The following is a 23,590-nucleotide window of genomic DNA, read 5'->3' on the forward strand; positions in this document are numbered from 1 at the left end:
ATGGTCAGCCTTCTCTTTGACGGCATGAAATTCCCCTCGTGAATACCGAGGAGGTTCATGCCAAGGTTGCTGACCCAAAGGCATCGTTACGACGGAAAAACCGTCCGGCAATTGATTGGAATGCTGCCCGGCTTCAGATCGGAACGCTGTCCGGATTTTGATCGGAATCCCGTCCGGTTAATTCCCGGAATCCGCAGCGCTATGTTCGATTGCTCGCTCTTCGTGGCCTACGGGGACCCTGATCGCGTGACCGGCACGACCTCAACCTCCCAAGCAACGCCGCCGCCTTCCTGCGATGCTGATTCGCGCGCGCCGCCGTTTACGATCGCGTGTTCGTTGAATGGCGGCCGCCGGCTCCCCTTGCTACGGCCATCCCGTAGCTTAGAAGCTGTTTGGATAATCGGATTTTAGGGATTCCGTTTGCGCATGTGGCCTATCACGGGCTCAAGCATATAGATGAGACCTGCGATCTCGACTTCATCGTTGTGATCGTCCCGCTCCAAGGGCCTGAAAGGCTTTAGGGTTCTGGCCGCGGCTCGCTGGGCCGTCGAACGGACGTTCGGATGGATGATCCGGGAGCGACGCCTGGTGGCGGTACGAACAGCGCATCGATATCTCACAGGCCATGATCCTCGTCTCCATGGGAATCATGCTACGCAATCCCCATCCGTGATCGAGCGAACTCTGCGGGATTCAGCTGATGCCTGGGACGGCAAGTCGCACATCTTCGACTGTGTCCGCGTGGGGTATCAAGAGCCAACTTTCTTGAATTTATCGTCGAGGTCATTGGTACCGTAAGGATTCCAGTCTTTCGGTCTCGTACTTTCAGAGGAAAACAGGCCCTGTGCATTATTGCGACACAGATTCACGGTAGGCGTTTCGCAGGTTCACGGTAGGCGTTTCGCTGCTGCCTGATCGGCCCCGTTGCTATCATTGGCGTCCGCAGGGTCGATGGTCGGGTGATCGGCTCCACTGAGCCCTTGCTGACCTGCATCGTGTCCGGGCGCTACGAAGGTGACGATTTAGAAGAGCTGGCCGCTGCGATGTACGAAAAGCGGCAAGCGCAGGCGCCGCTTGTCTTTGGCGGCGACATAGAATCCTCGGTCGGCCGTTCGAAGGCCTTCCCTTTGCTGGCAATTTCTTCGCAGAGACGACTGACAGCCAGACACAGTGGCTCATTGTTGCGACAGTCCCTGGCTTTGAACGTAACCCTATCAAGAAGCTCGATGCCACAGTCGCCGCTTGCGACGCGCGTGCGCACCCACGACATCGCCAAGATCGCGGGGACCTATGCCCACGCGCTGCCACAGCTCTTGTCGCTCGGATGCTGGGGGGCAACTTCGACGTTGCGATGCGCTTCCTGACCGAAGACCCTTGGGAACGGCTCGACAAGGTGCGTCAGCCAGTACCCAACTTGCTGCAGATGCTTCTCCGCAGCGCCAACCGCGTTGGCTATACCACTCGACGCTCCTTTCTGGCGCCCCGTAGGTTTTATACTTGGTCTTGTGGGGGTGGTGGGGATCGATCCTTCGACTTCGCTTCACCAATCGACCTATCAATCGGAGAAGCCGAATGGGGCTTCAGTGCGCCTGTAGTCATCAGCCAATATGCTGCGGCTAATCGGTGGTGCTGATCGGGACGTGCAGGTGGATCTGTGGCAGAGTCGACAGGAGATGCCTATCGGGGTGAAGTGGGGGGGACTATTTCGATCATTGTAAATCATCCGCTCGGCGTGGTGCGCCTCGCAGACCAATGCAACGGCACGAGTTACGCGTGCTGTCGGATATGCCCCTCTTCCCGAACTAACGGTACGAGCAATCGAGAAGAATCTTTGACCATCTGGCAGTTCCAGCCACTGCGTGACTACGACCCTCGGCGAAGTGAATACCTGATGTAAACTCCACAACGGGCATCCCCCCCCATGCCGCGCAAAGGGGAAGTTAGCGCTGTCCAGTCTCTTAGAAACATTGCCCGCGCCGTCCACACGGATGAAGAAGAAGGGAACACACTCCTGGCCCGTCCTTTGCAGCGTGGTAAGGCGATGCGAAGTTTGCTCGAAGCTTGTGTTAAACTGACGCGCAATTGCCTCCACATCATATCGCTTGCCTTCGGCAGAATTTGCGAACTGCGCATAGGGCATAAGCACTGCAGCTGCAAAATACCCAGCCAAAGCCCGATGGGCCAAGTGGCGGGCGTTCTCAGAGGACAGATTACCCGCTTCGACAGTTTTCCGAATTTCGCCGTCGACTTCCAGATAGGCAAGCTGCTGGGCCAATTGGAAATTCTGACTCGCGAGGTCAAGACAATCATCCAGCAGGATCTCTCTCCGATGACGGTCAAGCCTTCTAACCGAGCCCATCATTACGTCCTGGGGCAACCGTCTGACGTTGAGCCCGTGACGCTGTTTGAGAAAAGCTATCAGTCCGCCCGCATTGTTGATGTGCGATGCCGTGGTTTCTGCAGCCGCATCCAGTTCAGGGAAGCAGTTCCGCCGCGCAGCCAGAAATGCTCGAACAGAGGCGACCGGATCGAGGGCAACGTCTGCCATTGCAGGACTGACGGCGAGCTGTTGCTGGTCAGCCAAGGCAAACTGATCGCTCTTGTAGGCAATATACAGACGAAGCATCGCCTCGGTGAAACCTGGAAAGTTGCTGAGAACATCCCCCAGTTCAATCGGTGAAACCTCGATATCGGCGAATATCGGATCCCTCATTGCGGCTTGTAGCCGACTTATCAGACCTGCCCCGTTGTCTTCCGTCAAACTCGAAACATCGATCGAGTAGGCCCTTGCCAAACGGATCAGCACCTCGGCTGTCACCGGGCGCTGATTTCTCTCCATCAACGCAATGTAAGAGGGAGAAATGCCGATGTCGGCGGCCATGGTCGCCTGTGTCAGGCCGAGGTCCTTGCGAAGGCGCCGCAGCCGCGGACCAAGGTAAACACCATTTCTCTCCATTACATCATTACAGCATTACACCAATGGCTTGTAAAGTTTTACAACGTGACACTGCGGGGTCTGGCCATGCTCGGCTCGTGAGGCTAGCTGGGCGATGAAATCCGCTTTCGGACCTGGAGAGACAATGTCATACCGCGCTATCACTGACGAAGCGAGCAATACAATTAACGCCAACAAAAACTGGACGGGCATATCCGCCGAGGCGGTAGCTCGGATGCGACTGCAGAATAGATTTCGCACCGGCGTCGACATCGCCAAGTACACAGCAAAAATCATACGTAATGACATGGCTGCCTACGATCAGGACGCTAGCAAGTATACTCAATCTCTCGGTTGCTGGCACGGCTTCATCGGTCAGCAAAAGGTCATCTCTATCAAGAAGCATTTTGGAACAACAGAGCGTCGCTATATATATTTGTCTGGCTGGATGGTTGCAGCGCTCCGCTCGGAGTTTGGGCCACTGCCGGATCAGTCCATGCACGAAAAAACCAGCGTTCCCTCACTAATCGCCGAGCTTTACACTTTTCTGCGCCAAGCTGATGCTCGTGAACTTGGCATGATGTTCCGCGAAGCGGACCGGGCCAGAGAGAGTGGAGACGTCTCCCTCGAGCAGCAATCGCTTAATGCGATAGACAACTATCAAACCCATGTCGTTCCCATAATCGCCGACATCGATGCCGGTTTCGGTAACGCTGAAGCCACGTACCTTCTGGCCAAGAAGATGATTGAGGCCGGTGCGTGCGCCCTTCAGATCGAAAACCAGGTATCAGATGAAAAGCAATGCGGGCATCAGGACGGCAAGGTCACAGTTCCGCACGAGGATTTCGTTGCCAAGATCCGCGCTTGTCGCTACGCATTTCTTGAGCTTGGGGTCAATGACGGGATCATTGTTGCGCGCACTGACTCGCTCGGTGCAGGCCTGACCAAGCAGATCGCATTCAGCGCCGCTGAAGGCGACGACGGTGACGTCTACAATTCCTTCCTCGATTGCGAAGAGGTTGCGGAAGGCGATTTCTCAAACGGGGATGTCCTCATTAAGCGGGGCTCGAAGGTCCTCCGGCCAAAACGGCTGCGGTCGAACCTCTTCCAGTTCCGTGAAGGCACTGGCGAGGACAGGTGCGTTCTGGACTGCGTCAACGCGCTGCAAAACGGTGCAGATCTGCTTTGGATCGAGACCGAGAAGCCACATATCGATCAGATCGCCGGCATGGTCGACCGCATCCGCCAAGTCATCCCCAATGCGAAATTGGTCTATAACAACTCGCCGTCTTTCAACTGGACGCTTAATTTCAGACAGCAGGTCTTTGATGCATGGCTTTCCTCCGGCAAAGACCTGACCGGCTATGACCGCGCGATGTTGATGAGCGCGGAATATGACAGTTCGGAACTTGGTCAAGAAGCTGATGAGAAAATCCGAACCTTCCAGCGCGATTCAGCAGCGCGCGCGGGCATCTTCCATCATCTCATCACCTTGCCAACTTATCACACTGCGGCATTGTCGACTGACAATCTCGCCAAAGAATACTTCGGCGAGCAGGCAATGTTAGGATACGTAGCCAACGTCCAGCGTCAGGAAATTCGCCAAGCCATTGCCTGCGTCAGGCACCAGAATATGGCCGGCTCCGACCTTGGCGATGACCATAAGGAATATTTCGCTGGTGACACAGCGGTCAAGGCAGGCGGCATCCACAACACAATGAATCAATTCGCCTCATAACATCTTGGAGCTACAACTACCAAAACCTGATAATTTTACTACAATAATCGGAGTATATCCATGAAAACCCGCGCCGCCGTCGCCGTAGGAGCTGGAAAGCCGCTCGAGATCATGGAGGTCGACCTCGAGGGGCCGCGCGAGGGCGAGGTGCTTGTCGAGATCAAGGCGACCGGCATCTGCCACACCGACGAGTTCACTTTGTCGGGTGCCGATCCCGAAGGCATCTTCCCGGCCATTCTCGGCCATGAGGGTGCCGGTGTCGTCATCGATGTCGGCAAGGGTGTGACCTCGCTCAAGAAGGGCGACCACGTCATCCCGCTCTACACGCCGGAATGCCGTTCGTGCCCGTCCTGCCTCAGCCGCAAGACCAATCTGTGCACTGCGATCCGCGCGACGCAGGGGCAAGGCGTCATGCCTGATGGCTCCAGCCGGTTCTCGATCGGCAAGGACAAGATCTTCCATTACATGGGCTGCTCGACCTTCTCGAACTTCACCGTGCTGCCCGAGATCGCGCTCGCCAAGGTCAACCCGGACGCGCCTTTCGACAAGATCTGCTACATCGGCTGCGGCGTGACGACAGGCATCGGGGCGGTCATCAACACGGCAAAAGTCGAGATCGGTTCGACGGCGATCGTCTTTGGTCTCGGCGGCATCGGCCTCAACGTGCTGCAGGGGCTGCGCCTTGCCGGTGCCGACATGATCATCGGCGTCGACATCAACAATGAGCGCAAGGCCTGGGGCGAAAAGTTCGGCATGACGCATTTCGTCAACCCGAAGGAGGTCGAGGGCGACATCGTTCCTTATCTGGTCAACATGACCAAGCGTGGTGCCGACCAGATCGGCGGTGCCGACTACACCTTCGACTGCACCGGCAACGTCAAGGTGATGCGCCAGGCACTGGAAGCGTCGCATCGCGGCTGGGGCGAGAGCATCGTCATCGGTGTCGCCGGTGCCGGCCAGGAGATCGCGACGCGGCCGTTCCAGCTGGTCACCGGCCGGACCTGGAAGGGCACTGCCTTTGGCGGCGCGCGTGGCCGCACCGATGTGCCGAAGATCGTCGACTGGTACATGGAGGGCAAGATCCTGATCGACCCGATGATCACCCATACGCTCAAGCTCGAAGACATCAACAAGGGCTTCGACCTGATGCATGCAGGCGAAAGCATCCGCAGCGTCGTCGTTTACTAGCGCCCCTTTGTGAGGGGCGCGTGTCTCGAATCGTCACCAACAGGAGGAAAAGAACATGGCTTCAGTTTCGATACATCCGGCAGTCGACGGCGGGGTCAAACCCGGCAGCTCAAGCTTCACCGGCGGCACGCTCGTCTGCGCCTGCGCCGACAAACCGATCAAAGTGGCGATCAAGGGCCAGGTCGCCCACAACCATGCCTGTGGCTGCACCAAGTGCTGGAAACCGGAAGGTGCCAAGTTCTCGATCGTCGCTGTCACCGCGCATGAAAACGTGACTGTGCTGGAGAACGGCGACAAGCTTGCTGTCGTCGATGCTTCGGCACTGATCCAGCGCCATGCCTGCAAGGCCTGCGGCGTGCACATGTACGGTCCGGTCGAGCGCGACCACGCCTTCAAGGGCCTCGACTTCATCCATCCCGAGCGCTTCCAGGAAGCGGGCTGGGCCGAACCGGGCTTCGCCGCCTTCGTCTCGTCGATCATTGAGGCGGGAGTCGACCCCTCCGAAATGGACGGCGTGCGGGGCCGCCTGAAGGAACTCGGGCTTGAGCCCTATGACTGCCTGTCGCCAGCACTGATGGACTACATCGCGACCTGGACGGCGAAGAAGGCGGGTGCACTCACGAAATGACCTTAGCGATCGCATTTGCTTGAAACGTTGCGGCTGTCTATGGGTCCATCGCGACTGTCTACTTTTCGTGGTGGACCCTGTGGCAAAACCAATCGTGGTATAGTTTCTTCGATGAGCATCGCATGACGACCCTGTTCGTTACGTCGGAAATTGACGAAGCGATCTTCCTGGCGGATCGGCTGGTCGTTCTTAGTTACAAGCCGACAGTTGTGAGGACCGTAATCGATGTGGATTTGCCGCGACCGCGCAACTTCCAGATGCTGACCTCTGCCACCTATGGCCGGATTTAAGGAACAGGCGCTCGATCTTCTCTACAACGAGGCCCTGAAAGCCTTTGATCAAACACCTGCTGCGGCTTAGGGGCCAGACACATGAAGATCATTCGAAGCTTGTTCGAACGGAAGTCGGTCACCGAGCCTACAGAGCGTGCCGATATTTCTGGAATCTCAATGGGTTTTCGATCGAGGTTCTACCTAGCTGTTCGGTCCCGCCATGTGATGGATCGGGTTTAGCCTGAACCTTTGCGGCTGTTCTGTCCAGATTTTGCAGAAATGCTCGAAGGGGGTGAGACCGCTGAGGCTCTTCAAGCGTTTTGCGAAGTTGTAGGCGCCGAGGAACGTCGCCAGGTGGTCTTTGAGCCGATTATGGCTCTCGTAGTAGTGGCGCCGCACCGTTGCATCCTTGATGGTGCGGTTCATCCTCTCGACCTGACCATTCGTCCACGGGTGGTTGGGCTTGGTCATTCGGTGATCGATGTCATTCTCGGCGCAGGCCAAGTCGAAAGAATGAGCTCGGAAGATTTCCTTGCGCTCGATCATTGCTTTGATCTCGGGGACGCTCCAACTGCCGCCGCCGGGCACCGTGAAGTGAATGCCGTAGCACCTACGGAAGGAATGATGAGAGGCAACCGAGACATCGGTGCACGCAGCTTTTCGCTGCAGGCGCGCACCGGTCGAGGTGGCCATGGCCAGTCGAAGGATCTCTAGAATGTGAATGTTCACAACCCATTCCGGAGAGACCGACCATGACCAGCCCAAATGTTATACCCGCCGATGCGGTGTTGGTAGCGATCGATATCGCCAAGGTGCGCAATGAAGTCTTGATCGAAGCCCCCGGCCATAAACGCCGTCGCCGGCTGCCGGTTCTCAACACCCGCGCAGAGCATGACCGGCTGATCGAGATTCTGCAGGCGTACGATCGACCGGTGGTCTGTGGCTTCGAAGCGACGGGCAATTATCATCGCCCTATCGCATGGCGGCTGGCTGAGGCAGGCTTCGAGGTCCGGCTGGTGTCGTCACTGGCGCTCGCCCGAACCCGGGAGGCCTTGCACAACAGCTGGGACAAGAACGATCCCAAGGATGCGCAGGTGATCCTGCACATGCTCAGGATCCAAGCGACGCAGCGCTATCACGATCCGCTGCGCGCCGGAATCAACGACGTGCAGGAACTGTCGAAGACGCATGAGGCGATCGCCAGGGCCAAGACCGAGATCCAGCACCGCATCCTGACGCATTACCTGCCGCTGTATTTCCCCGAGATCGATCGCTTCAGAGGAAACAGCCGCAGCGATTGGTTCTTCGCTTTCCTCGATGCCTTTCCGACGCCGGCAAGCATCACGGCCCTGACGAAGGAGGAGTTCGTTAAAGCAGCCTGGGATGTCGTCGGCCGCAAGGTCAGCAAGACACAGATTCTCATGGATATTTACGAGACGGCACGCACATCGATCGGACTGCCGTTGCCGCTTGATGCCCCTGCCATTCGTATGTTCCGCATGGTCATTGCCGAAGCGCGCAGTCTGATCCGTCAACGTAACGAGATCGAAGCACAGGCCGACGAACTGCTGCGGCACAGCCAGGATTACCAGCTCCTGCGGCAGATCCCAGGCATCGGGCCGATTAATGCACTGACGATCATCGCCGAAGCCGGAGACCTTCGCCGCTTCCACCATCATCGCCAGTTTCTCAAATTCTGCGGCTTGGATCTCTCGACACAGCAGTCAGGCCAATATCGAGGCCAGACCCGCCTTTCGAAGTTCGGCAATGCTCGGCTGCGCCGAACTCTATGGATCGCCGGGCAGGTCGCCATCCGTCAGCGTGAGAACGGCTTCCGGCACAAGTTCGAACGCTACATTGCAAGAGATCGCGACAATCCCGATCTGCGCCGCAAGGCGATGACCGCTATAACCGCCAAGATGGCGCGCGTCGTACACGCCGTCGTCAAAGGCGGTTCCGATTACCGGCCCTTCGTCGAGGGGCGGGTGCCAGGTGGAAGGACCTCTGTCAGCTAGGGCCGTGAGGGCATCAGTTTGATGACCCTGTAGATAATGTTCGGGTCTTCCACCTGGATCAGAAGCTCGTGTTGAGGACGGTGAGGGCCGCCATCACGCGTACCCTTTGTTTGCTATGGACGAGACCTTTTCCCTTGCCGGTGGAAGCCGCCTGGTTCGACCACGCAACTTGACCAGCGTCATGCGGCGAGAGCATGCTGACGAACAGAGAGACTTTGACCCTCAGCCCCATTTCCTTCCGCTCTTAGGACGTTGTCTGTGAGCACGGTGTGGATTTTGTAGGGGACCAGTTCGATCAGCCTGCGCAGGAAGTCGGCGGCGACCCGTCTAGTGGCGCGTTCATGCAGCTCGGCGAAAGCGAACTTGCTCACCCGATCGATGGCAACGAACATGTAGAGCTTGCCCTCCTCGGTCCAGACTTCGGCGATGTCTATATGGAAGTAGCCGATAGGATAGGCTTTGAACTTCTGGCGAGCCTTGGTGCCCTCCATGGCGGGCAGACGGCTGATATCGTGGCGCTGGAACAGCCGGTGCAGGCTTGATCGGGTCAGATGCGGGATTGTCGCCTGGAGAGCATAGAGGCAATCATCGAGCGATAGCAGCGTATGCCTGCGGAAGGCAACGCTGAGCGCTTCCTCTTCCTTCGAAAGCACCGTCGATCGAACATCTTTCGGCCCCATCGGCGTGTCGTGAACATAATCGCGCTGCTGCCACTTCATCACCGTCTTGGGGTTCACCCCGTGGCGCTCGCTCAGCACTTGGATCGAAGCTTTCGATCACTGTATTGCAGCTCGGACCGCGTGAGTGGTCGTGGCGCTGCCGTGAAGTATCTGTCCCATAGTGTTTCCTTGTCGATGATGGCAGTATTGATACCATCACACCGTGGGACTGAACATCTAGCTCAACGCACTATGCCGCGACACAGGAAATGCAGGTGATGGAGACGGAGCCGGTTAAGGCATGGGCGGTTGTCGATGACACTGGCAAGATTGCGCTCACCAACATTCACGCAAGTGAGATCCAAGCCGCTGCAACAGCAAAACGATGGGGCAAGATCTATCGAGTAATCCCGATCTTTGTCATCCCCATCGGCGACTGGTCAGCTGGGAACGACGAGGGCACTTCCTTCACAGATTGACGGCCGCCGCTGGCTGGTAGGTGAAGTGATCAGTCGACGGTGCCGTTGACAGGCAGCCGTATCACCCTGTCGTTCAGTGGCATTACCTACGAGGGCCGCCATTGTAAGGTTGGTCGGTGTTGTCTTCCAGTCGATATGACCGATACTGGCCGAAGCAATACTCATGATCCGCACTAAGGTAGGCCTGTATGGCGAGGCGCATTCACCTCGTCCCGCACTATAGGGAGTGTAGCTGTTGTCGTCGCGGCGATAAGAAGGGTATCAGCACGAACACCACTCGACATGGGCCTCAATAGTCTCGGCCCCCGTCGTCTTTGGTTGGTCGCTGGCCTGCACGGACGGGAAAGCTGCCGCTGTATCAGCGACATCTGCAGTGACGATGGCCGCGGCGCGTGTCGAGGGATTTTGGCGAGCAATTGCCGGACAGGCCGGGCTGGGACTCGCTCGAACTCTTCCTCTGCAGGGTCACCTTCACGGGCTTGTCAGTCCATACCTCAGTTGCGTTGGCGGCTAATGACAATTGCCGTTCAGGCTCAGTTGTGAAAAACGCAGCAGCAATCAGACCACTGGCGAACATGACGAGCACCAGGCCGACGCCATGTAGGAGCACCTTGTCGAGTGCCGCGGCGATCCGTTCACGGGCAGTATCCTTTGACATGCCGGCGAGACCGTCGGTATCGATTATTGTCCCCGTGTGCCCTCACGCTAATGTAGACGTAAATAGATATTAGCTGTTGCTGATGAAAAGCGTTTTGATATGGTTGCGATGTAGAGTGTGCGCCCCCCCCCAACCCCGCCCTGACGCGCTCTGCCAATAAGTAACACTTTGCCTGCGAGGCCTCATCTAGGCGGCGGTCGTGCGATGAGGTCGAGGATGGCTTGTCTAATAGCCGGCATGCTCGGTTGCGGCGGTGGTCCCCCGACTCTTTTTTTCCGTCCCGCTGCTTTGACGCGGCGGGATTGGAGGAAGGCGTAGGCGATCATCGTCATCAGGGCATGTCGGTGTACCCCGGTCCAGGACCTGCCTTCGAAATGGTCGAGGCCGAGTTCCTCCTTGAGCTGCTGATGCGCCTGCTCACAGATCCATCTCGCTTTGATCGTGGCGGCGAGCATCTTGAGGCTCGTATCGACCGGCAGGTTCGACACATAGTATTTTTGCTCGCCAGTCGACCGTGGCGTTCGCCGACGAGCCAGACCTCGTCGCCCGGCATGCACTGCATACGATTATCGAGCATATGGTGCTTATGGCCGTCCGCAACGCGGACACGGCGAGCTGCAAAGTGGCATGTCAGTCGACCTTTGGTGCCGCGCCGAGCACGCGGTTGCAGTTAGCTGGCAACCGGCGTCATTTTGATTGGTTGCTGGTGAATGCTCGATCTTCCGCGGTCTTTGGGCGATAGCCGCGTCTTCGCTTTTGCCGCAGCAGGTCCAGAAACAGCACCACCGCATCATGTTCACGATCGAAGTGGTGCCTCTTAGCCTGGCCGCACGATCCGATCCGGCCCCACCGCCGGACAAGGCACGCGTCCCCGAATAAAGTCGGCTCGATCGACATGGCGTAGAAACGCGCCATGTTCTTTGAGGAATCGTCGCGTTCGATGTAAAGATGGTAGGGTTGGGCGACCATACGAGCAGAGTCGCCTAACCGGGTTTCGGCGTCCAACGAGACCTTTGAATCAATCGGTGCTTATCGATTCATTTTCGTGAACTATGCAGCGCATAGCTGTCGTCGCTCGCGGCCTCACTACGCCTTTTTGGATTTACAACGAGGTCAGGTCTTCCGTTCCCGGTGGTACCGGTTCGTCCCGACGACCGACCTCATGTCCTTCCGCCGAAACCAGACCGCGCGGCCACATCTCAACGGCGCGTTGCCAGCGGTGAAGACGATCTGCTCGTCGGCGCGCATCAGAAGTACTTCGTGCGGCTGGATCAGCGGCCGGGCAGCAAGCTGGCTCGAGCGCGTGCGTGACGATCCGTTTGCTTGGGACGTACGGCTGACCTGATCGATTTCGACCGTAGCCATGCCGCAGCGCTTCGAGATGTAATCGGCGGTTTCGGGATCGTTGATGGCGGCAAACGAAATCCAGCTTGCACTTTCAAACCACTTGCTCGACGCATCGCGACCGCCATAGGTCTCGCGGAGCTGACCGATCGACTGATAGATCATCGTCAACGTAATGCCGTACTTGCGGCCCGCGTCCCTGGCGGTTTCCAAAATCTTGATGTAGCCAAGACGCGCCACCTCATCGAGGAGGAAGAGAGCGCGGCCGTTCACGGCCCCATCGCGATTGTAGATGGCGTTCAAGAACGAACCAATGATGACCCGCGCAAGCCCAGCATGCGTTTCAAGCGTCTTGAGGTCGACGTTGATGAACACGTCTGTCTTGCCAGAGGCGATATCCTCCGTCGAAAAGGTCGAGCTCGATACGAGGGCGGCATAGTTCGGATAGGACAGCCAATGCGTTTCCTTGATCGCGTTGGCATAAACACCTGAGAAAGTTTCCGGCGTCATGTTGACGAAGGCCGCGACATTCTCTTTCACAAAGTCCGATCCCGAATTGTCGTAGATGTCCTGCAGGCGCTGGCGGAGTTTCGGCTCTGGTTCTGATAGATTGGCGCGAACCTGGCGAAGCGTCTGGTGGTCTATGTCCGTATGCCCGGACAAGCACACATCGGCGATCATCGCGGTCAGCAGTTGCAGGCCTGAAGCCCGGAAGAAGTCGTCGCGCACACCGCTTGCCCGTCCGCTGTCGCTCATGATCCAGGACGCGACAGCGGCGATATCTTCTTCCTTGGTCCCGCCAAATTTGCCGATCCAGTCCAACGCGTTGAAGCCTGTTTGCGGATGTTTGGGATCGAGGATCCTGATGCGTCGGCCCACATCTTCGCGGTGTTTGGAGACCATTGGCGCGACTTCATTTGAGGGATCTAGGACGATCAGCGTCCCACCCCATTTGAGCGCTGTTGGGATCGTCACCGACGTTGTCTTGAAGCCGCCGGAACCGGCAAAGACAATTCCGTGCGAGGATCCGAACGCGCCATCGAAGCAAAGGAGCGGCGACTTGCCACCGGCGCCCCAGGTTTCCGAGCGATCGGCGCGGAACGAATGTGCGGCGACGCTATCGCGGTCGACGCGATAGCGTTCGCCAATGACGATGCCGCCCGCTGCTGGAAACAGCTTTTCTGCTTCGACCAGTTTCATCCAATCTGCCTCTCCGTGCATGGCGCGCTTGCCGCGAATGCGCTTGGGCTCGGTACGCGCGAAGGCGGCATTGCCGATCAGCGCGACACGCAGCGCGAAACATCCGACCATCAATAGCGCGGCGGCGCCGATCATCGTCGCAGGGTCGAGATAGGCGAAGATGGATTTACCTGCGGGCACCTGTCCAGCGAAAGACGCCAGTCGTGTCGTTTCACGTAAGCCCGCGATTAAGATCGTGGTGCCGCTCCCAGCAACGACACCCCATCCGACGGAGCGGATGTTAACCGAGCCGGCAGCAGCGAACAGAAAGATGATGCCTGTTACCGCCGCCAGAAGATAAGGCAAAGCGAGACCTATCTGACCGAGCATGAGCTTGGCAGCGTCGCTCTTCCCGAAGTCTGAAAGCCCCTGCCCCATCCCGGTGGTGAGGATTGTCGCGCCAACCATCAAGACAACGGGCGTGATCGCAACGACGATCCTAGTTGCGCTCATTGCCAAAGGCCTCCGCACCGATAACGGTTAGTCGCGCTCGCTCATTGTCGTCGGATTTCAGACGGCGGTTGAGGTCGATCAGCGCGCCGAGCAGCAGTGCGCGTTTCTCGTATCGAAGGCCTGCCTTGACGATCAGGCCCCCGAGCTCAATCTTGTCGCGCGTATCCTTTTTGCGCGCCTGAGTTGTCATGGTGCGTTGCATCCGCTCAAGCCTCGCTATCGTTGCGCTCAGTCGCACCAGCTGCGATCGGCGCGGTCGATGCAGGGGCTTTGCTGCCAGCCCCTCCCCTCGCCTTTCCGTTCGATCCGGCGCCCCTTCCGCAAAACCGTTTCGCCATGTCCTCGAAGGCTAGTTGTAACGCTGTCTCGTCGATCTCGATTTCGCCAAGACCAGCCTTCAGCGCGATCCGGCCGATGCGCTCGGCCTCGCGCGTTTCCGCCTGTCTTAGCTGGTCCTGCAGGCGGGCGATTTCTTCCCTGATCTTCGATGAGGGCTTTTTCATTCCGGAAGACCCTTCCTTGTCTGGAGTGAGCGAAGCGCCAGACAAAGATCGACCGGGAGGGTGCGACGCGCACTCCCGTTTATTCTGCAGTCGGCGGAACCGACGCTTTGCAAGACGATCCCGCCGTTCCGAAGGAGCGGGTCCAAGGGCGCAATTATACGTCGCTGACGCGACGACTTGCTTAGAGCGTCCTGGCGGGGCCGCCGCTCCTGACGAACTTTTTTGAATTCGTTCCTCTTCAGGAGCTTGGTGTCGTCGTGGCTGTCCCGCATTTCTCTGTCAGCATTGTTGCCCGCGGCGCCGGCCGCAGCGCGGTGCTGTCGGCAGCTTACCGGCATTGCGCCAAGATGGATTACGAGCGGGAAGCCCGAACGATCGACTACACCCGAAAACAGGGCCTGTTGCACGAGGAGTTTGTTGTCCCACCCGATGCGCCGGAATGGCTCAGGAGTATGATCGCCGACCGCTCGGTCTCGGGCGCGTCCGAAGCCTTCTGGAACAAGGTCGAGAGTTTCGAGAGGCGCACTGACGCCCAGCTTGCCAAGGATCTGACCATTGCCCTGCCGATAGAACTGACGGCGGCGCAGAACATCGCGCTGGTCCAAGAGTTTGTTAAGCGACATATCACGGCCAAAAGCATGGTTGCGGACTGGGTGTTCCACGACACTGCTGGCAATCCGCATGTGCATCTGATGACGACACTGCGGCCGCTGACTGAGGAAGGCTTCGGCGCCAAGAAGGTCGCTCTTCTGGACCCAGACGGCGATCCGATCCGCAACGCCGCCGGCAAGATCGTGTATGAGCTTTGGGCAGGCAGCGTCGACGACTTCAATGTTTTGCGTGACGGTTGGTTTGCCTGCCAAAATAGCCATCTGGCACGTGCCGGCCTCGACATCCGCGTCGATGGCCGATCTTACGAAAAGCAGGGCATCGCACTGACGCCAACCATTCATCTTGGCGTCGGCACCAAGGCCATTGAGCGGCAATCGACGACGGCAAGCCAGGACGTTTCGCTCGAACGGCTGGAACTGCAGGAGGAACGCAGGGCTGAGAATGCCCACCGCATCCAGCGCAATCCGGAGATCGTGCTTGATCTGATCACACGGGAGAAAAGCGTCTTCGACGAACGCGATGTGGCCAAGGTCCTGCATCGCTATATCGACGATGCGCGCCTGTTCCAAAGCCTGCTGGCACGGATCCTGCAAAGCCCGCAAACGCTTCGGCTCGATCGCGAGCGGATCGACTTTACGACCGGCCTACGAACGCCGGCGAAATACACGACGCGCGCGTTGATCCGGCTAGAAGCAGAGATGGCCCATCGTGCCATCTGGCTGTCTTATCGGTCGTCACATGGCATTGAGGACGCGGTTCTGAAGGCGACCTTTGCCCGTCACTCGCGCCTGTCTCAGGAGCAGATGACGGCGATCCAGCACATCGCTGGCGGCGAACGCATCGCAGCCGTCATCGGTCGCGCTGGCGCCGGCAAAACGACGATGATGAAGGCCGCGCGCGAGGCTTGGGAAGCGGCCGGCTATCGCGTCGTTGGAGCAGCACTTGCCGGCAAAGCGGCGGATGGCTTGGAGAAGGAAGCCAATATCGCCTCGCGCACGCTGTCGGCCTGGGAGCTGCGCTGGAGCCAGGGACGCAATCAACTCGACGATAAGACGATCTTCGTGCTCGACGAAGCCGGCATGGTCTCGTCACGCCAGATGGCGCACGTCATCGAAACCGCAACGAGGGCCGGCGCCAAACTTGTCCTTGTCGGCGACCCGGAACAGCTTCCACCGATCGAAGCGGGTGCGGCCTTCCGGGCGATTGCCGATCGCATCGGTTATGCCGAACTTGAAACCATCTATCGTCAACGCGAGCAGTGGATGCGCGACGCCTCGCTCGATCTGGCGCGAGGCAATGTCGGCAAGGCGGCCGATGTTTATGGTGCCAATGGCAAGGTAATGGGCTCCGAGCTTAAGGCGCAGGCCGTCAGCAACCTGATCTCCGATTGGAGCCGAGATTACGATTCGGCGAAGAGCTCACTGATCCTCGCGCATCTTCGCCGTGACGTGCGCATGCTGAACGAATTGGCGCGCGTCAGGCTCATCGGGCGCGGGATTGTAGATGAAGGATGCGTATTCAAAACTGCGGATGGCAATCGCAACTTCGCCGTCGGTGACCAGATCGTCTTCCTGAAGAACGAAGGCTCGCTCGGCGTCAAGAACGGCATGCTCGGTAAGGTCGTTCAGGCCACCTCCGGCCGGATCGTGGCCGAGATTGGTGATGGTGAGCGTCGTCGCCAGGTCGCGGTTGAACAACACTTCTACAATAGTGTGGATCATGGTTATGCCACAACGATCCACAAAAGCCAGGGCGCGACCGTGGACCAGGTGAAGGTGCTGGCTTCCTTGTCGCTAGATCGCCATCTGACCTATGTCGCGATGACCCGCCATCGTGAGGATCTCAAGCTCTATTATGGGCGTCGATCCTTCGCCAAGGCCGGCGGTCTCATCCCGATCCTGTCACGCCGGAATTCCAAAGAGACAACGCTCGACTACGAGACCAGCACCTTCTATCGCGCTGCCCTTCGTTTCGCCGAAGCCCGCGGTCTGCATCTGATGAATGTCGCCCGCACGCTCGTCGGCGATCGGCTCGCATGGACGGTTCGGCAAACGCAAAAGCTCTCCGAACTCGGCAATCGCCTAGCAGAAGTCGCGCGCAAGCTCGGCTTGACGCCGCGCGCGATAACCACGTCCACCCACATCGTAGCCAAGGAGGTAAAGCCGATGGTGTCCGGCATCACAACCTTCCCCAACACAGTCGAGCAGACCGTCGAGGACAAGCTTGTCGCCGATCCCGTACTGAAGACGTTATGGGAAGAGGTGTCGATGCGCTTCCGTCATGTCTATGCGCAGCCGGAAGCAGCCTTCAAGGCGATGAACGTCGATGCCATGCTCAAGGAGCAGAACGTCGCTCAATCGACGATCGCAATGATCGCTGGTGAGCCGGAAAGCTTCGGCGCGCTTAAGGGCAAAAGCGGCATGTTCGCAAGCAAGGTGGACAAGCAGGACCGCGATCGGGCCCTTAAAAACGTCGAGGCATTGGCCGATGGTTTGCGCGACTATCTTCGTCAGCGAGCAGAGACCGAGCAGCGCACTCTCGCCGCGCAAATGGCCGTGCGGAAACAGGTCTCCATCGAAATTCCGGCACTTTCGGCCAGCGCGAAGACTGTCTTGGAGCGCGTCCGCGATGCCATCGATCGCAACGACCTCCCGGCCGGCCTCGAATATGCCCTTTCGGACAAAATGGTGAAGGCGGAACTTGAAGGATTTGCCAAGGCCATTTCGGAGCGGTTTGGTGAGCGGACGTTCTTGCCGCTGGCCGCGAGAGACGCGGACGGTGAGACCTTCAAACGCCTGACCGCTGGCATGACCAATACACAAAAAGCCGAGATCCAAAGTGCCTGGAGCACGATGCGCGTTGTTCAGCAACTCGCAACGCATGAGCGCACCACTTTGGCTTTGAAAGAGGCGGACGCGATGCGTCAGACAAAGAGCCAGGGGCTTTCCCTGAAATGACTGAAACGACAGTCGAAGCCAATTCGCTCCATACCCGTCGGCGCAGGCTGGTGAAACTAATAGCTGCGACGGCGGGGCTGATTGGCTCTCCCTTTTTCCATCGCCTTCCCGGCCCTATGGTCGTTGGCGCCAAGCCGCGGGATGGCGGCCTTGGTATCTGTGGCCTATTTTCTTGCGGCGTCGCGTAGACTTCCCCAGGGCGTCGCCGATTTCTACGCGTCCGATCTTTGGCCTGGGCTTCTGCTTTGGCTTTTCGCATCCAGTGCGTTCGTCCTTGTTCATTCTGTCCTGTGGACAAAGCGCGATGGATGGCGGCGGGCAGTTCGCTTTAGCGTCGCCTGCGGGCTTATGACGATCCCGCCCTTCGGTATTGTTGGCTGGGCGCATCCGCTGAACGCGGCGGGCGGTGTCTTCCCGGCATGGAGTTGGGCTGGACTCGTTGCCATGGCAGCCGGCCTTGCGGTCATGACGACCTGGCGTCGGCCGGCTGCCACCATAGTCTTGGCAGGCTTCTGGCTCTGGTCCGTCGCGTCCTGGACCGATGCAAAATTACCCAAAGCATGGCATGGCGTCGATCTCAATCTTGGTTCCTCACTCGGACGCGAGGCTGGTCTTCAGCGTCAGCGTGACCTCATTGCGACGGTGCGTGCGCAACCCCCCGTTGACGCGCGCGTGGCCGTGCTACCCGAAGGTGCGCTTGGCGCCTGGACGCCAACAGTCGAACGACTCTGGACAAGGGCTCTTGCCGGAACGTCACTGACCATCATCGCCGGAGCGACCGTCATCAACGGCGAGGGATATGACAATGCGCTGGTTGCGATCTCTCAAGCTGGTGGCGATGTCCTCTATCGCGAGCGCATGCCGGTGCCCGGATCGATGTGGCAGCCGTGGCGGAGGTGGTTGGGGACAAGCGGCGGCGCGCGGGCGTATTTCTTTGCCAATCCCGTCGCCGGTTCGCGTTTCGCACCGTTGATCTGCTACGAGCAACTGGTCGTGTGGCCTGTGCTGCAGTCGATGCTCTCGGATCCCGATTTCATCGTTGCAGTTGGAAACGGCTGGGCCGGAACCTCGATTGTCGACATTCAGCGCGCCAGCACAGAGGCCTGGGCGCGGCTCTTCGACAAACCCCTCGTGATTTCCTTCAACACTTGAACTTGGAGCCCGTCATGCTCGACGCTGCCTTGATCAACAGTGCCCTGACTCTGAGCGGAAGTCGGCAATCGTCGAACAATTTGTCGCCGCAGTCGGTTCGCCCGATCCGTCAACGTCAAATCCGACGGACGATTGATCCTGGCTCCGAAAGCCAGGGCCGCCAGAAGAGCGAAGGAGATCATATGGCAGAAACGTTGCGCAGGCTGTGGTCCGCGTGGGGCTGACGCAGTTTCCGGCCGGGGTCGGTGTCAACGACGTGTCGGAGCCCGTCGCTCATAGGCCGTCGTCAAGCTGCAACGAGCTTCATCGCAATGCTCAAGGAGGCTTGCCACGCCCTTGCAATGCTTGCTCACTGTAGCGGACCAAAGCAATTCATACTTTGGCGGAAAACCTAAAAGCGTCCCTACATTCTAGGATCAGACGCTAAGGCCCGTGGTCGTATCTTGAACGGCTGAGGCCACTCTCATCAGCTTTCTCTAACTGAGGGTGGCGAGCTAAGTCGGACTATTAATCTATCAATCGCCCAAACTATTTGTTGGCTTTTCAAACCGCAATCCCGCCCCACCACCGTTTTCCGGAATGAACTGAATACCGCCTGCCTCAAATGCCCTGCGGATTGCAGTGAGACTGTTCCGATGAGGGATTCGTGCCCCGCGTTCAAAATCAACTATCGTGGCACGCGAGATCGCCGCAAGACGAGCAAGTTCATCCTGACTCCATCCCAGCATTGCCCGCGCGCCTCTACATTGCTCAACTGAAATCATTCTAATTGTCGAAATTTATCATTTTTGGTTGACATTGTCCGATGGCCGCGCAGTAATGCGGTAAGAGGTCACAAACGGCCGAAAAAGGTGCGTCAACACCTTCTTCGGCCTGACCAAACCCAAGCTGGTTGGAGCTCGGATCATGGCTGATTCCGACAATACCACAGCTTTGCCTTTCGTCACCCGAGGGGGACGAAGGAAGAGCTGTGCTGTGGATGACGAGGCGGAAGGTGACAGCTCGGTTGGCGTAAGACCGGCCGAGAAGATCGCCGCGCGTTTGCTTGGCACCATCGACCCATGCGTGGTCCTGCTGCAGGAATGGGAACAAGCACACCACATGGCCGTGGTTTTGTGCCGGCTGCAGCAGCGTCTGGAGATAAGGATCAGGAATGCCCTGCAGGCTTCTGAACCACGCGTTGGAGCTGAGAAGGACCAGCAGAGCGCATCGCAGCCAGCAGATCACCAGTCGCGTTGGAACGAGCTCGACCAGGAGTTCGGATACTCACGAGCCCGGGCTGCCGAGACGCAGGCCGTTGAGGCCGAAGAAGAGATCCTCGACGCTGTTGCCGCCACTCCCGCCCAATCACTGGCCGGGGTGATCGCCAAGCTGAAGATCATTGCCGGCGGCGGCGAGAACATGGGCGACACATCGGCATTCCCCTGGCCGCAAATTCAGTCGGTCCTGGCGGATCTCCAGGCATTGGGTGACCGCGGCGCGGACGTGCTGCCGGCGGATAGCCGGCGGCAGCACGCTGAGCATCGCGGCCTGGACGGCGAGACGAACCGCCTTCGCTCATCCATGCCCGACGGCACCATAGCCCGCGAAAGCCATCCACGGCGAAGCTGAGCGCATAGCTGCTTCGCAGGAGGCGAGGCAGCGATGCCACGCGGCCACACATCACGCGTGCCCCGGATCGGCGGTTGGGCAGGCACCTTTTACATCAATGGGAGAGAGAGAATGACCTTCGGAAGTTCTGTACGCCTGCGACTTGCATTCATGTGGTGCGGTTTGCTCGCGCTGATCGTTGCCATGCCAGGTGGTCCGGCCTTTGCCGAGACGACGAAGGAGCGCATCCTGCGCGAAGGCAAGATCGTCATCGGCATTCACAACCGGACGCCATGGGGCTTTCGCGATGAAGCCACAGGGGAGGCAAAGGGATGGCATCCTGATCTGTTGCGGGCTGCCTTTGCCGAACTTGGCGTCAAGGAGATCGACATCAGGGTCACCGAATTCGGCGCCCTGATCCCAGGGTTGCTGGCCGGCCGCTTCGATGCGGTGGCCTCCGGTCTCTCGATCACGCCGGAGCGCTGCAGGCAGGTTGCCTTTGGGACACCCGATCTCAAGGTCCACGATGCGGCCATCGTGCTTTCTGGCAATCCAAAGCAGATCCATGGCTTTGACGACATCGTCAGCAAAGAGATCATCATGGGTGCCGGCCGCGGCAGCGTGTCGGTCAGGAATGCGACTGTCGCCGGCGTGCCGGAAAGCAACATGCTGCTGTTTCCCGACATCGAGGCCAACATCTCGGCCCTGCGCGCCGGCCGCATCGATGTGACGGTGCTGTCTTCGCCAACAGTGATCGGCCTGCTTGCCAGCGGCAAACTGAAGGGCTTGGAGAGTGCAACACCCTTCGTCACGACAGATGAACAGGCAACTTATGCCGCCGTCGCGTTCCGCAGCGAAGACCAGGATCTCAGGGCACTGTGGGATGAAAGGCTTGTGGCACTGACGAAGGACGGCACGGTGACCAAGGTCATGGCCAGATATGGCTTTGGCGAGACCGAGACAGTGCCTGATACCGTCACCGTCGAGAAGCTCTGCGGTAGGGCTGGTGCCGGCAAATGACCATCTTCGAAATCTGGCTCGGCATCCTGCAGGGCTTTCGCGTCACCGCTCTGGTGACGCTCTATGGCCTTGTCTTTGCCATACCCTTCGGCCTCATCTTCGGCGTCGCCCAATACATGACCACGGGCCCGGCGCGGTTCGTGGTGACGTCGGTCATCGAGTTCTGGCGCAGCTCCGCCGTCATCATCCTGCTGTTCGTATTCTATTACGCCCTGCCGCTTGCCGGACTGGCGCTGTCGGCAATGACTGTCAGTGCCATGGTGCTTGGCCTCAACATTGGCGGTTATGCCAGCCAGGCCGTCAGAGCCGGCCTGCAGGCACTGGATCGTGGCCAGAAGGAAGCTGGCCAGGCACTGGGGCTGTCGCGTGCCACCATCCTGTTGCGCATCGAACTGCCCCAGGCACTGGTCGCGATGAGCCCGACCTTTATCAACCAGCTTATTCAGTTGGTGAAGGCGACATCGCTTGTCTCGCTGGTGACGCTGACCGACATGACCTTCCGCGCCAAGGAGATCTCTCAGATCGAGTACGATCCGGTGCCGATCTACAGCTCGCTGCTGCTGGCCTATTTCATCGTCTGCTATCCGGTTGCACTGCTCGGGCGCTGGGTGGAACGGCGCATCAACCCGGCAAGGGAGGCGTATCGTGCAGTTTGATATCGCCTTCGCGCTGTCGACGGTGCCGAGCATCCTCAGTGCTATTGGCATGACGCTGCTGGTGGCAGCAATCAGCTGCGTCGGAGCCTCGGCAGTCGGGTTCGGCCTTGAACTCATCCGCCGCTCGGGCGGGCCGGGAGGGCTGTTCGTCCGCTTCCTGATCGACTTTATCAGGGCAACGCCGGTGCTGGTCTGGCTCTACTGCCTGTATTTCATTCTGCCCTTTTACGGCATTCGCCTTGGTGCGCTTGCCACAGGCATGATCGGGCTCAGCCTCTATTACAGCGGTTATCTCGCGGAGGTGTTCAAAGCCGGCATCGATGCCATCCCCAACGGCCAGGGCGAGGCCGCAAGGGCGCTTGGGCTCGGCAGGATCGATATGACCGTCTTTGTCATTGCACCGCAGATGCTGCGCAACATCGCGGCACCCATGGGCAACTACTTCGTCTCGATCCTCAAGGCGACACCTTATCTGGCGGTACTTGCGGTGCCGGAGATGCTGGGACGTGCCTTCGATATCGCCTCCGAGACCTACCGCTATGCCGAGCCGCTGACGGTCGCCGGCCTGATCTTCCTCGGCCTCGCACTGCTCATCTCGCAAGGCATCAAACGGCTTGAAAACAAGTTGATGGGGCCGACAGCCAGATAGCCGACACGCCGGCAGCCCAGTCGGCAGTCACGTTTACACAAAGTCACACACTTAGATCGCTGCCTTCAAGCGATTGCAGAGGTACTTCATGACCCTCACAGACGACAAACCTGCCGTCCAGATCACCTCGCTCAACAAGTGGTATGGCGCCTTCCATGTATTGAATGAGGTCAACCTCACCATCCCAAGCGGATCCCGCGTCGTGATCTGCGGGCCGTCCGGTTCGGGCAAATCCACCCTGATCCGTTGCCTCAACGGACTTGAAGCCTACCAGCAGGGAACTGTCACGCTTGGCACGGTCAGGCTGGGCGACAATGCCAGGGAGACAGCATTGGCCCGGCGGCAGACCGGAATGGTGTTCCAGAGCTTCAACCTGTTTCCGCATCTGACTGTGTTGTCGAACTGCACGCTGGCACTGCGGCGGGTACTTCGCATGCCGCGCAAGGAGGCCGAAAGCCTGGCGCGGCATTTCCTGGAAAAGGTCCGCATTCCCGAACAGGCCGACAAATACCCTGCGCAACTGTCAGGTGGACAGCAGCAGCGGGTGGCGATCGCGCGGGCGCTCTGCATGAACCCGCGCCTGATGCTGTTCGACGAGCCAACCTCGGCACTGGATCCGGAAATGGTCAAGGAGGTGCTCGACGTCATGACCGGACTGGCCCAGGAAGGCATGACGATGATCTGCGTCACCCACGAGATGGGCTTTGCCCGCGAGGTTGCCGACCAGGTCGTGTTCATGGATCAGGGCAGCATTGTCGAACAGGCATCGCCGATGACGTTCTTTTCGACGCCCAGTCATCCGCGCGCCCAGTCTTTCCTCAACACGCTGCTGCATTGAGAGGA

22 protein-coding genes and 5 pseudogenes are annotated in these 23,590 nt (G+C 58.8%); 16 read left to right on the forward strand and 11 right to left on the reverse strand.

What is annotated here, in order from left to right; genetic code table 11:
- Positions 1 to 1,232 precede the first annotated feature (1,232 nt).
- A pseudogene (locus IG197_RS31320) lies at positions 1,233 to 1,456 on the forward strand (2-oxoglutarate decarboxylase); the annotation flags it as partial.
- Positions 1,457 to 1,555: 99 nt separating this feature from the next.
- On the opposite strand, the gene IG197_RS31325 reads toward IG197_RS31320, so the two are convergent.
- A complete protein-coding gene (locus IG197_RS31325; protein WP_192320933.1) occupies positions 1,556 to 2,956 on the reverse strand; it encodes a short-chain fatty acyl-CoA regulator family protein in 1,401 nt (466 codons plus the stop codon).
- Positions 2,957 to 3,080: 124 nt separating this feature from the next.
- Here IG197_RS31325 and IG197_RS31330 point away from each other — a divergent pair, with 124 nt between their 5' ends.
- The 4 genes from IG197_RS31330 (at position 3,081) to IG197_RS31345 (ending at position 6,779) form a co-directional block, all read left to right on the forward strand.
- Positions 3,081 to 4,673, forward strand: a complete 1,593-nt coding sequence (locus tag IG197_RS31330) for an isocitrate lyase (RefSeq protein WP_192320934.1) — start codon at positions 3,081 to 3,083, stop codon at positions 4,671 to 4,673.
- 60 nt (positions 4,674 to 4,733) lie between these two features.
- The gene (locus tag IG197_RS31335) at positions 4,734 to 5,861 is read left to right on the forward strand and encodes an S-(hydroxymethyl)glutathione dehydrogenase/class III alcohol dehydrogenase (RefSeq protein WP_192320936.1); all 1,128 of its coding nucleotides are present in this window, start codon (positions 4,734 to 4,736) and stop codon (positions 5,859 to 5,861) included.
- 55 nt (positions 5,862 to 5,916) lie between these two features.
- Positions 5,917 to 6,489, forward strand: coding sequence for an S-(hydroxymethyl)glutathione synthase (gene gfa / locus IG197_RS31340; protein WP_192320938.1), 573 nt, complete (start codon positions 5,917 to 5,919; stop codon positions 6,487 to 6,489).
- 122 nt (positions 6,490 to 6,611) lie between these two features.
- Positions 6,612 to 6,779, forward strand: coding sequence for a hypothetical protein (locus IG197_RS31345; protein ID WP_192320940.1), 168 nt, complete (start codon positions 6,612 to 6,614; stop codon positions 6,777 to 6,779).
- Between the two features lie 183 nt (positions 6,780 to 6,962).
- On the opposite strand, the pseudogene IG197_RS36390 reads toward IG197_RS31345, so the two are convergent.
- Positions 6,963 to 7,277 (reverse strand): annotated as a pseudogene (locus IG197_RS36390) (integrase core domain-containing protein); the annotation flags it as partial.
- Between the two features lie 236 nt (positions 7,278 to 7,513).
- Here IG197_RS36390 and IG197_RS31355 point away from each other — a divergent pair.
- Positions 7,514 to 8,798: pseudogene (locus tag IG197_RS31355) on the forward strand (IS110 family transposase).
- A gap of 229 nt (positions 8,799 to 9,027) precedes the next feature.
- On the opposite strand, the pseudogene IG197_RS31360 reads toward IG197_RS31355, so the two are convergent.
- Positions 9,028 to 9,615, reverse strand: a pseudogene (locus tag IG197_RS31360) (DDE-type integrase/transposase/recombinase); the annotation flags it as partial.
- A 98-nt stretch (positions 9,616 to 9,713) separates the two neighbouring features.
- On the opposite strand from IG197_RS31360, the gene IG197_RS31365 reads away from it, so the two are divergent.
- Positions 9,714 to 9,914, forward strand: a complete 201-nt coding sequence (locus tag IG197_RS31365; RefSeq protein ID WP_192320946.1) for a hypothetical protein — start codon at positions 9,714 to 9,716, stop codon at positions 9,912 to 9,914.
- An 82-nt stretch (positions 9,915 to 9,996) separates the two neighbouring features.
- Here IG197_RS31365 and IG197_RS31370 read toward each other — a convergent pair whose 3' ends face one another.
- The 7 genes and pseudogenes from IG197_RS31370 to traC form a co-directional block, all read right to left on the reverse strand.
- Positions 9,997 to 10,116, reverse strand: a complete 120-nt coding sequence (locus IG197_RS31370) for a BA14K family protein (protein WP_192320948.1) — start codon at positions 10,114 to 10,116, stop codon at positions 9,997 to 9,999.
- Between the two features lie 156 nt (positions 10,117 to 10,272).
- The gene (locus IG197_RS31375; RefSeq protein ID WP_192320950.1) at positions 10,273 to 10,572 is read right to left on the reverse strand and encodes a hypothetical protein; all 300 of its coding nucleotides are present in this window, start codon (positions 10,570 to 10,572) and stop codon (positions 10,273 to 10,275) included.
- A 225-nt stretch (positions 10,573 to 10,797) separates the two neighbouring features.
- Positions 10,798 to 11,227 (reverse strand): annotated as a pseudogene (locus IG197_RS31380) (transposase); the annotation flags it as partial.
- Between the two features lie 32 nt (positions 11,228 to 11,259).
- Positions 11,260 to 11,541 (reverse strand): WGR domain-containing protein, encoded by a 282-nt coding sequence (locus IG197_RS31385; protein ID WP_192320952.1) that lies wholly within the window; start codon positions 11,539 to 11,541, stop codon positions 11,260 to 11,262.
- A 144-nt stretch (positions 11,542 to 11,685) separates the two neighbouring features.
- Positions 11,686 to 13,608 carry a Ti-type conjugative transfer system protein TraG gene (gene traG, locus IG197_RS31390; RefSeq protein WP_192320954.1) on the reverse strand — a complete coding sequence of 641 codons (1,923 nt, stop codon included), beginning with the start codon at positions 13,606 to 13,608 and terminating at the stop codon, positions 11,686 to 11,688.
- The gene (traD, locus tag IG197_RS31395; protein ID WP_192320956.1) at positions 13,595 to 13,810 is read right to left on the reverse strand and encodes a type IV conjugative transfer system coupling protein TraD; all 216 of its coding nucleotides are present in this window, start codon (positions 13,808 to 13,810) and stop codon (positions 13,595 to 13,597) included. Before traD ends, traG begins: the two co-directional genes overlap by 14 nt.
- Before the next feature lie 4 nt (positions 13,811 to 13,814).
- Positions 13,815 to 14,111 (reverse strand): conjugal transfer protein TraC, encoded by a 297-nt coding sequence (gene traC, locus IG197_RS31400; RefSeq protein WP_192320971.1) that lies wholly within the window; start codon positions 14,109 to 14,111, stop codon positions 13,815 to 13,817.
- Positions 14,112 to 14,368: 257 nt separating this feature from the next.
- On the opposite strand from traC, the gene traA reads away from it, so the two are divergent.
- From traA to IG197_RS36965, 4 genes are all read left to right on the forward strand, one after another.
- The gene (gene traA, locus IG197_RS31405; RefSeq protein ID WP_192320957.1) at positions 14,369 to 17,680 is read left to right on the forward strand and encodes a Ti-type conjugative transfer relaxase TraA; all 3,312 of its coding nucleotides are present in this window, start codon (positions 14,369 to 14,371) and stop codon (positions 17,678 to 17,680) included.
- Between the two features lie 81 nt (positions 17,681 to 17,761).
- The gene (locus IG197_RS31410; RefSeq protein WP_192320960.1) at positions 17,762 to 18,832 is read left to right on the forward strand and encodes a conjugal transfer protein TraB; all 1,071 of its coding nucleotides are present in this window, start codon (positions 17,762 to 17,764) and stop codon (positions 18,830 to 18,832) included.
- A 14-nt stretch (positions 18,833 to 18,846) separates the two neighbouring features.
- On the forward strand, positions 18,847 to 19,056 hold the full coding sequence (locus IG197_RS31415; RefSeq protein WP_371746601.1) for a hypothetical protein: 210 nt from the start codon (positions 18,847 to 18,849) through the stop codon (positions 19,054 to 19,056).
- The gene (locus IG197_RS36965; RefSeq protein ID WP_371746594.1) at positions 19,038 to 19,190 is read left to right on the forward strand and encodes a hypothetical protein; all 153 of its coding nucleotides are present in this window, start codon (positions 19,038 to 19,040) and stop codon (positions 19,188 to 19,190) included. Before IG197_RS31415 ends, IG197_RS36965 begins: the two co-directional genes overlap by 19 nt.
- Positions 19,191 to 19,347: 157 nt before the next feature.
- Here the strand turns inward: IG197_RS36965 and IG197_RS31420 are convergent, their stop codons facing one another.
- Positions 19,348 to 19,596, reverse strand: coding sequence for a multiprotein-bridging factor 1 family protein (locus IG197_RS31420; RefSeq protein ID WP_371746595.1), 249 nt, complete (start codon positions 19,594 to 19,596; stop codon positions 19,348 to 19,350).
- A 142-nt stretch (positions 19,597 to 19,738) separates the two neighbouring features.
- Between IG197_RS31420 and IG197_RS31425 the strand changes: the two genes are divergently transcribed.
- The 5 genes from IG197_RS31425 (at position 19,739) to IG197_RS31445 (ending at position 23,585) form a co-directional block, all read left to right on the forward strand.
- On the forward strand, positions 19,739 to 20,443 hold the full coding sequence (locus tag IG197_RS31425) for a hypothetical protein (RefSeq protein WP_192320729.1): 705 nt from the start codon (positions 19,739 to 19,741) through the stop codon (positions 20,441 to 20,443).
- A 111-nt stretch (positions 20,444 to 20,554) separates the two neighbouring features.
- Entirely contained in the window at positions 20,555 to 21,442 is an 888-nt protein-coding gene (gene ehuB / locus IG197_RS31430) for an ectoine/hydroxyectoine ABC transporter substrate-binding protein EhuB (protein WP_246765473.1), read from the forward strand.
- Positions 21,439 to 22,098, forward strand: coding sequence for an amino acid ABC transporter permease (locus IG197_RS31435; protein WP_192320731.1), 660 nt, complete (start codon positions 21,439 to 21,441; stop codon positions 22,096 to 22,098). Before ehuB ends, IG197_RS31435 begins: the two co-directional genes overlap by 4 nt.
- Positions 22,088 to 22,747 (forward strand): amino acid ABC transporter permease, encoded by a 660-nt coding sequence (locus tag IG197_RS31440; protein WP_192320733.1) that lies wholly within the window; start codon positions 22,088 to 22,090, stop codon positions 22,745 to 22,747. The genes IG197_RS31435 and IG197_RS31440 overlap by 11 nt, the downstream gene beginning before the upstream one ends.
- Positions 22,748 to 22,835: 88 nt before the next feature.
- Positions 22,836 to 23,585 carry an amino acid ABC transporter ATP-binding protein gene (locus IG197_RS31445; protein WP_192320735.1) on the forward strand — a complete coding sequence of 250 codons (750 nt, stop codon included), beginning with the start codon at positions 22,836 to 22,838 and terminating at the stop codon, positions 23,583 to 23,585.
- The last annotated feature ends 5 nt before the right edge of the window (positions 23,586 to 23,590 follow it).

The sequence above is a fragment of the Aminobacter sp. SR38 genome, from assembly GCF_014843375.1.
Lineage (GTDB): Bacteria > Pseudomonadota > Alphaproteobacteria > Rhizobiales > Rhizobiaceae > Aminobacter > Aminobacter ciceronei.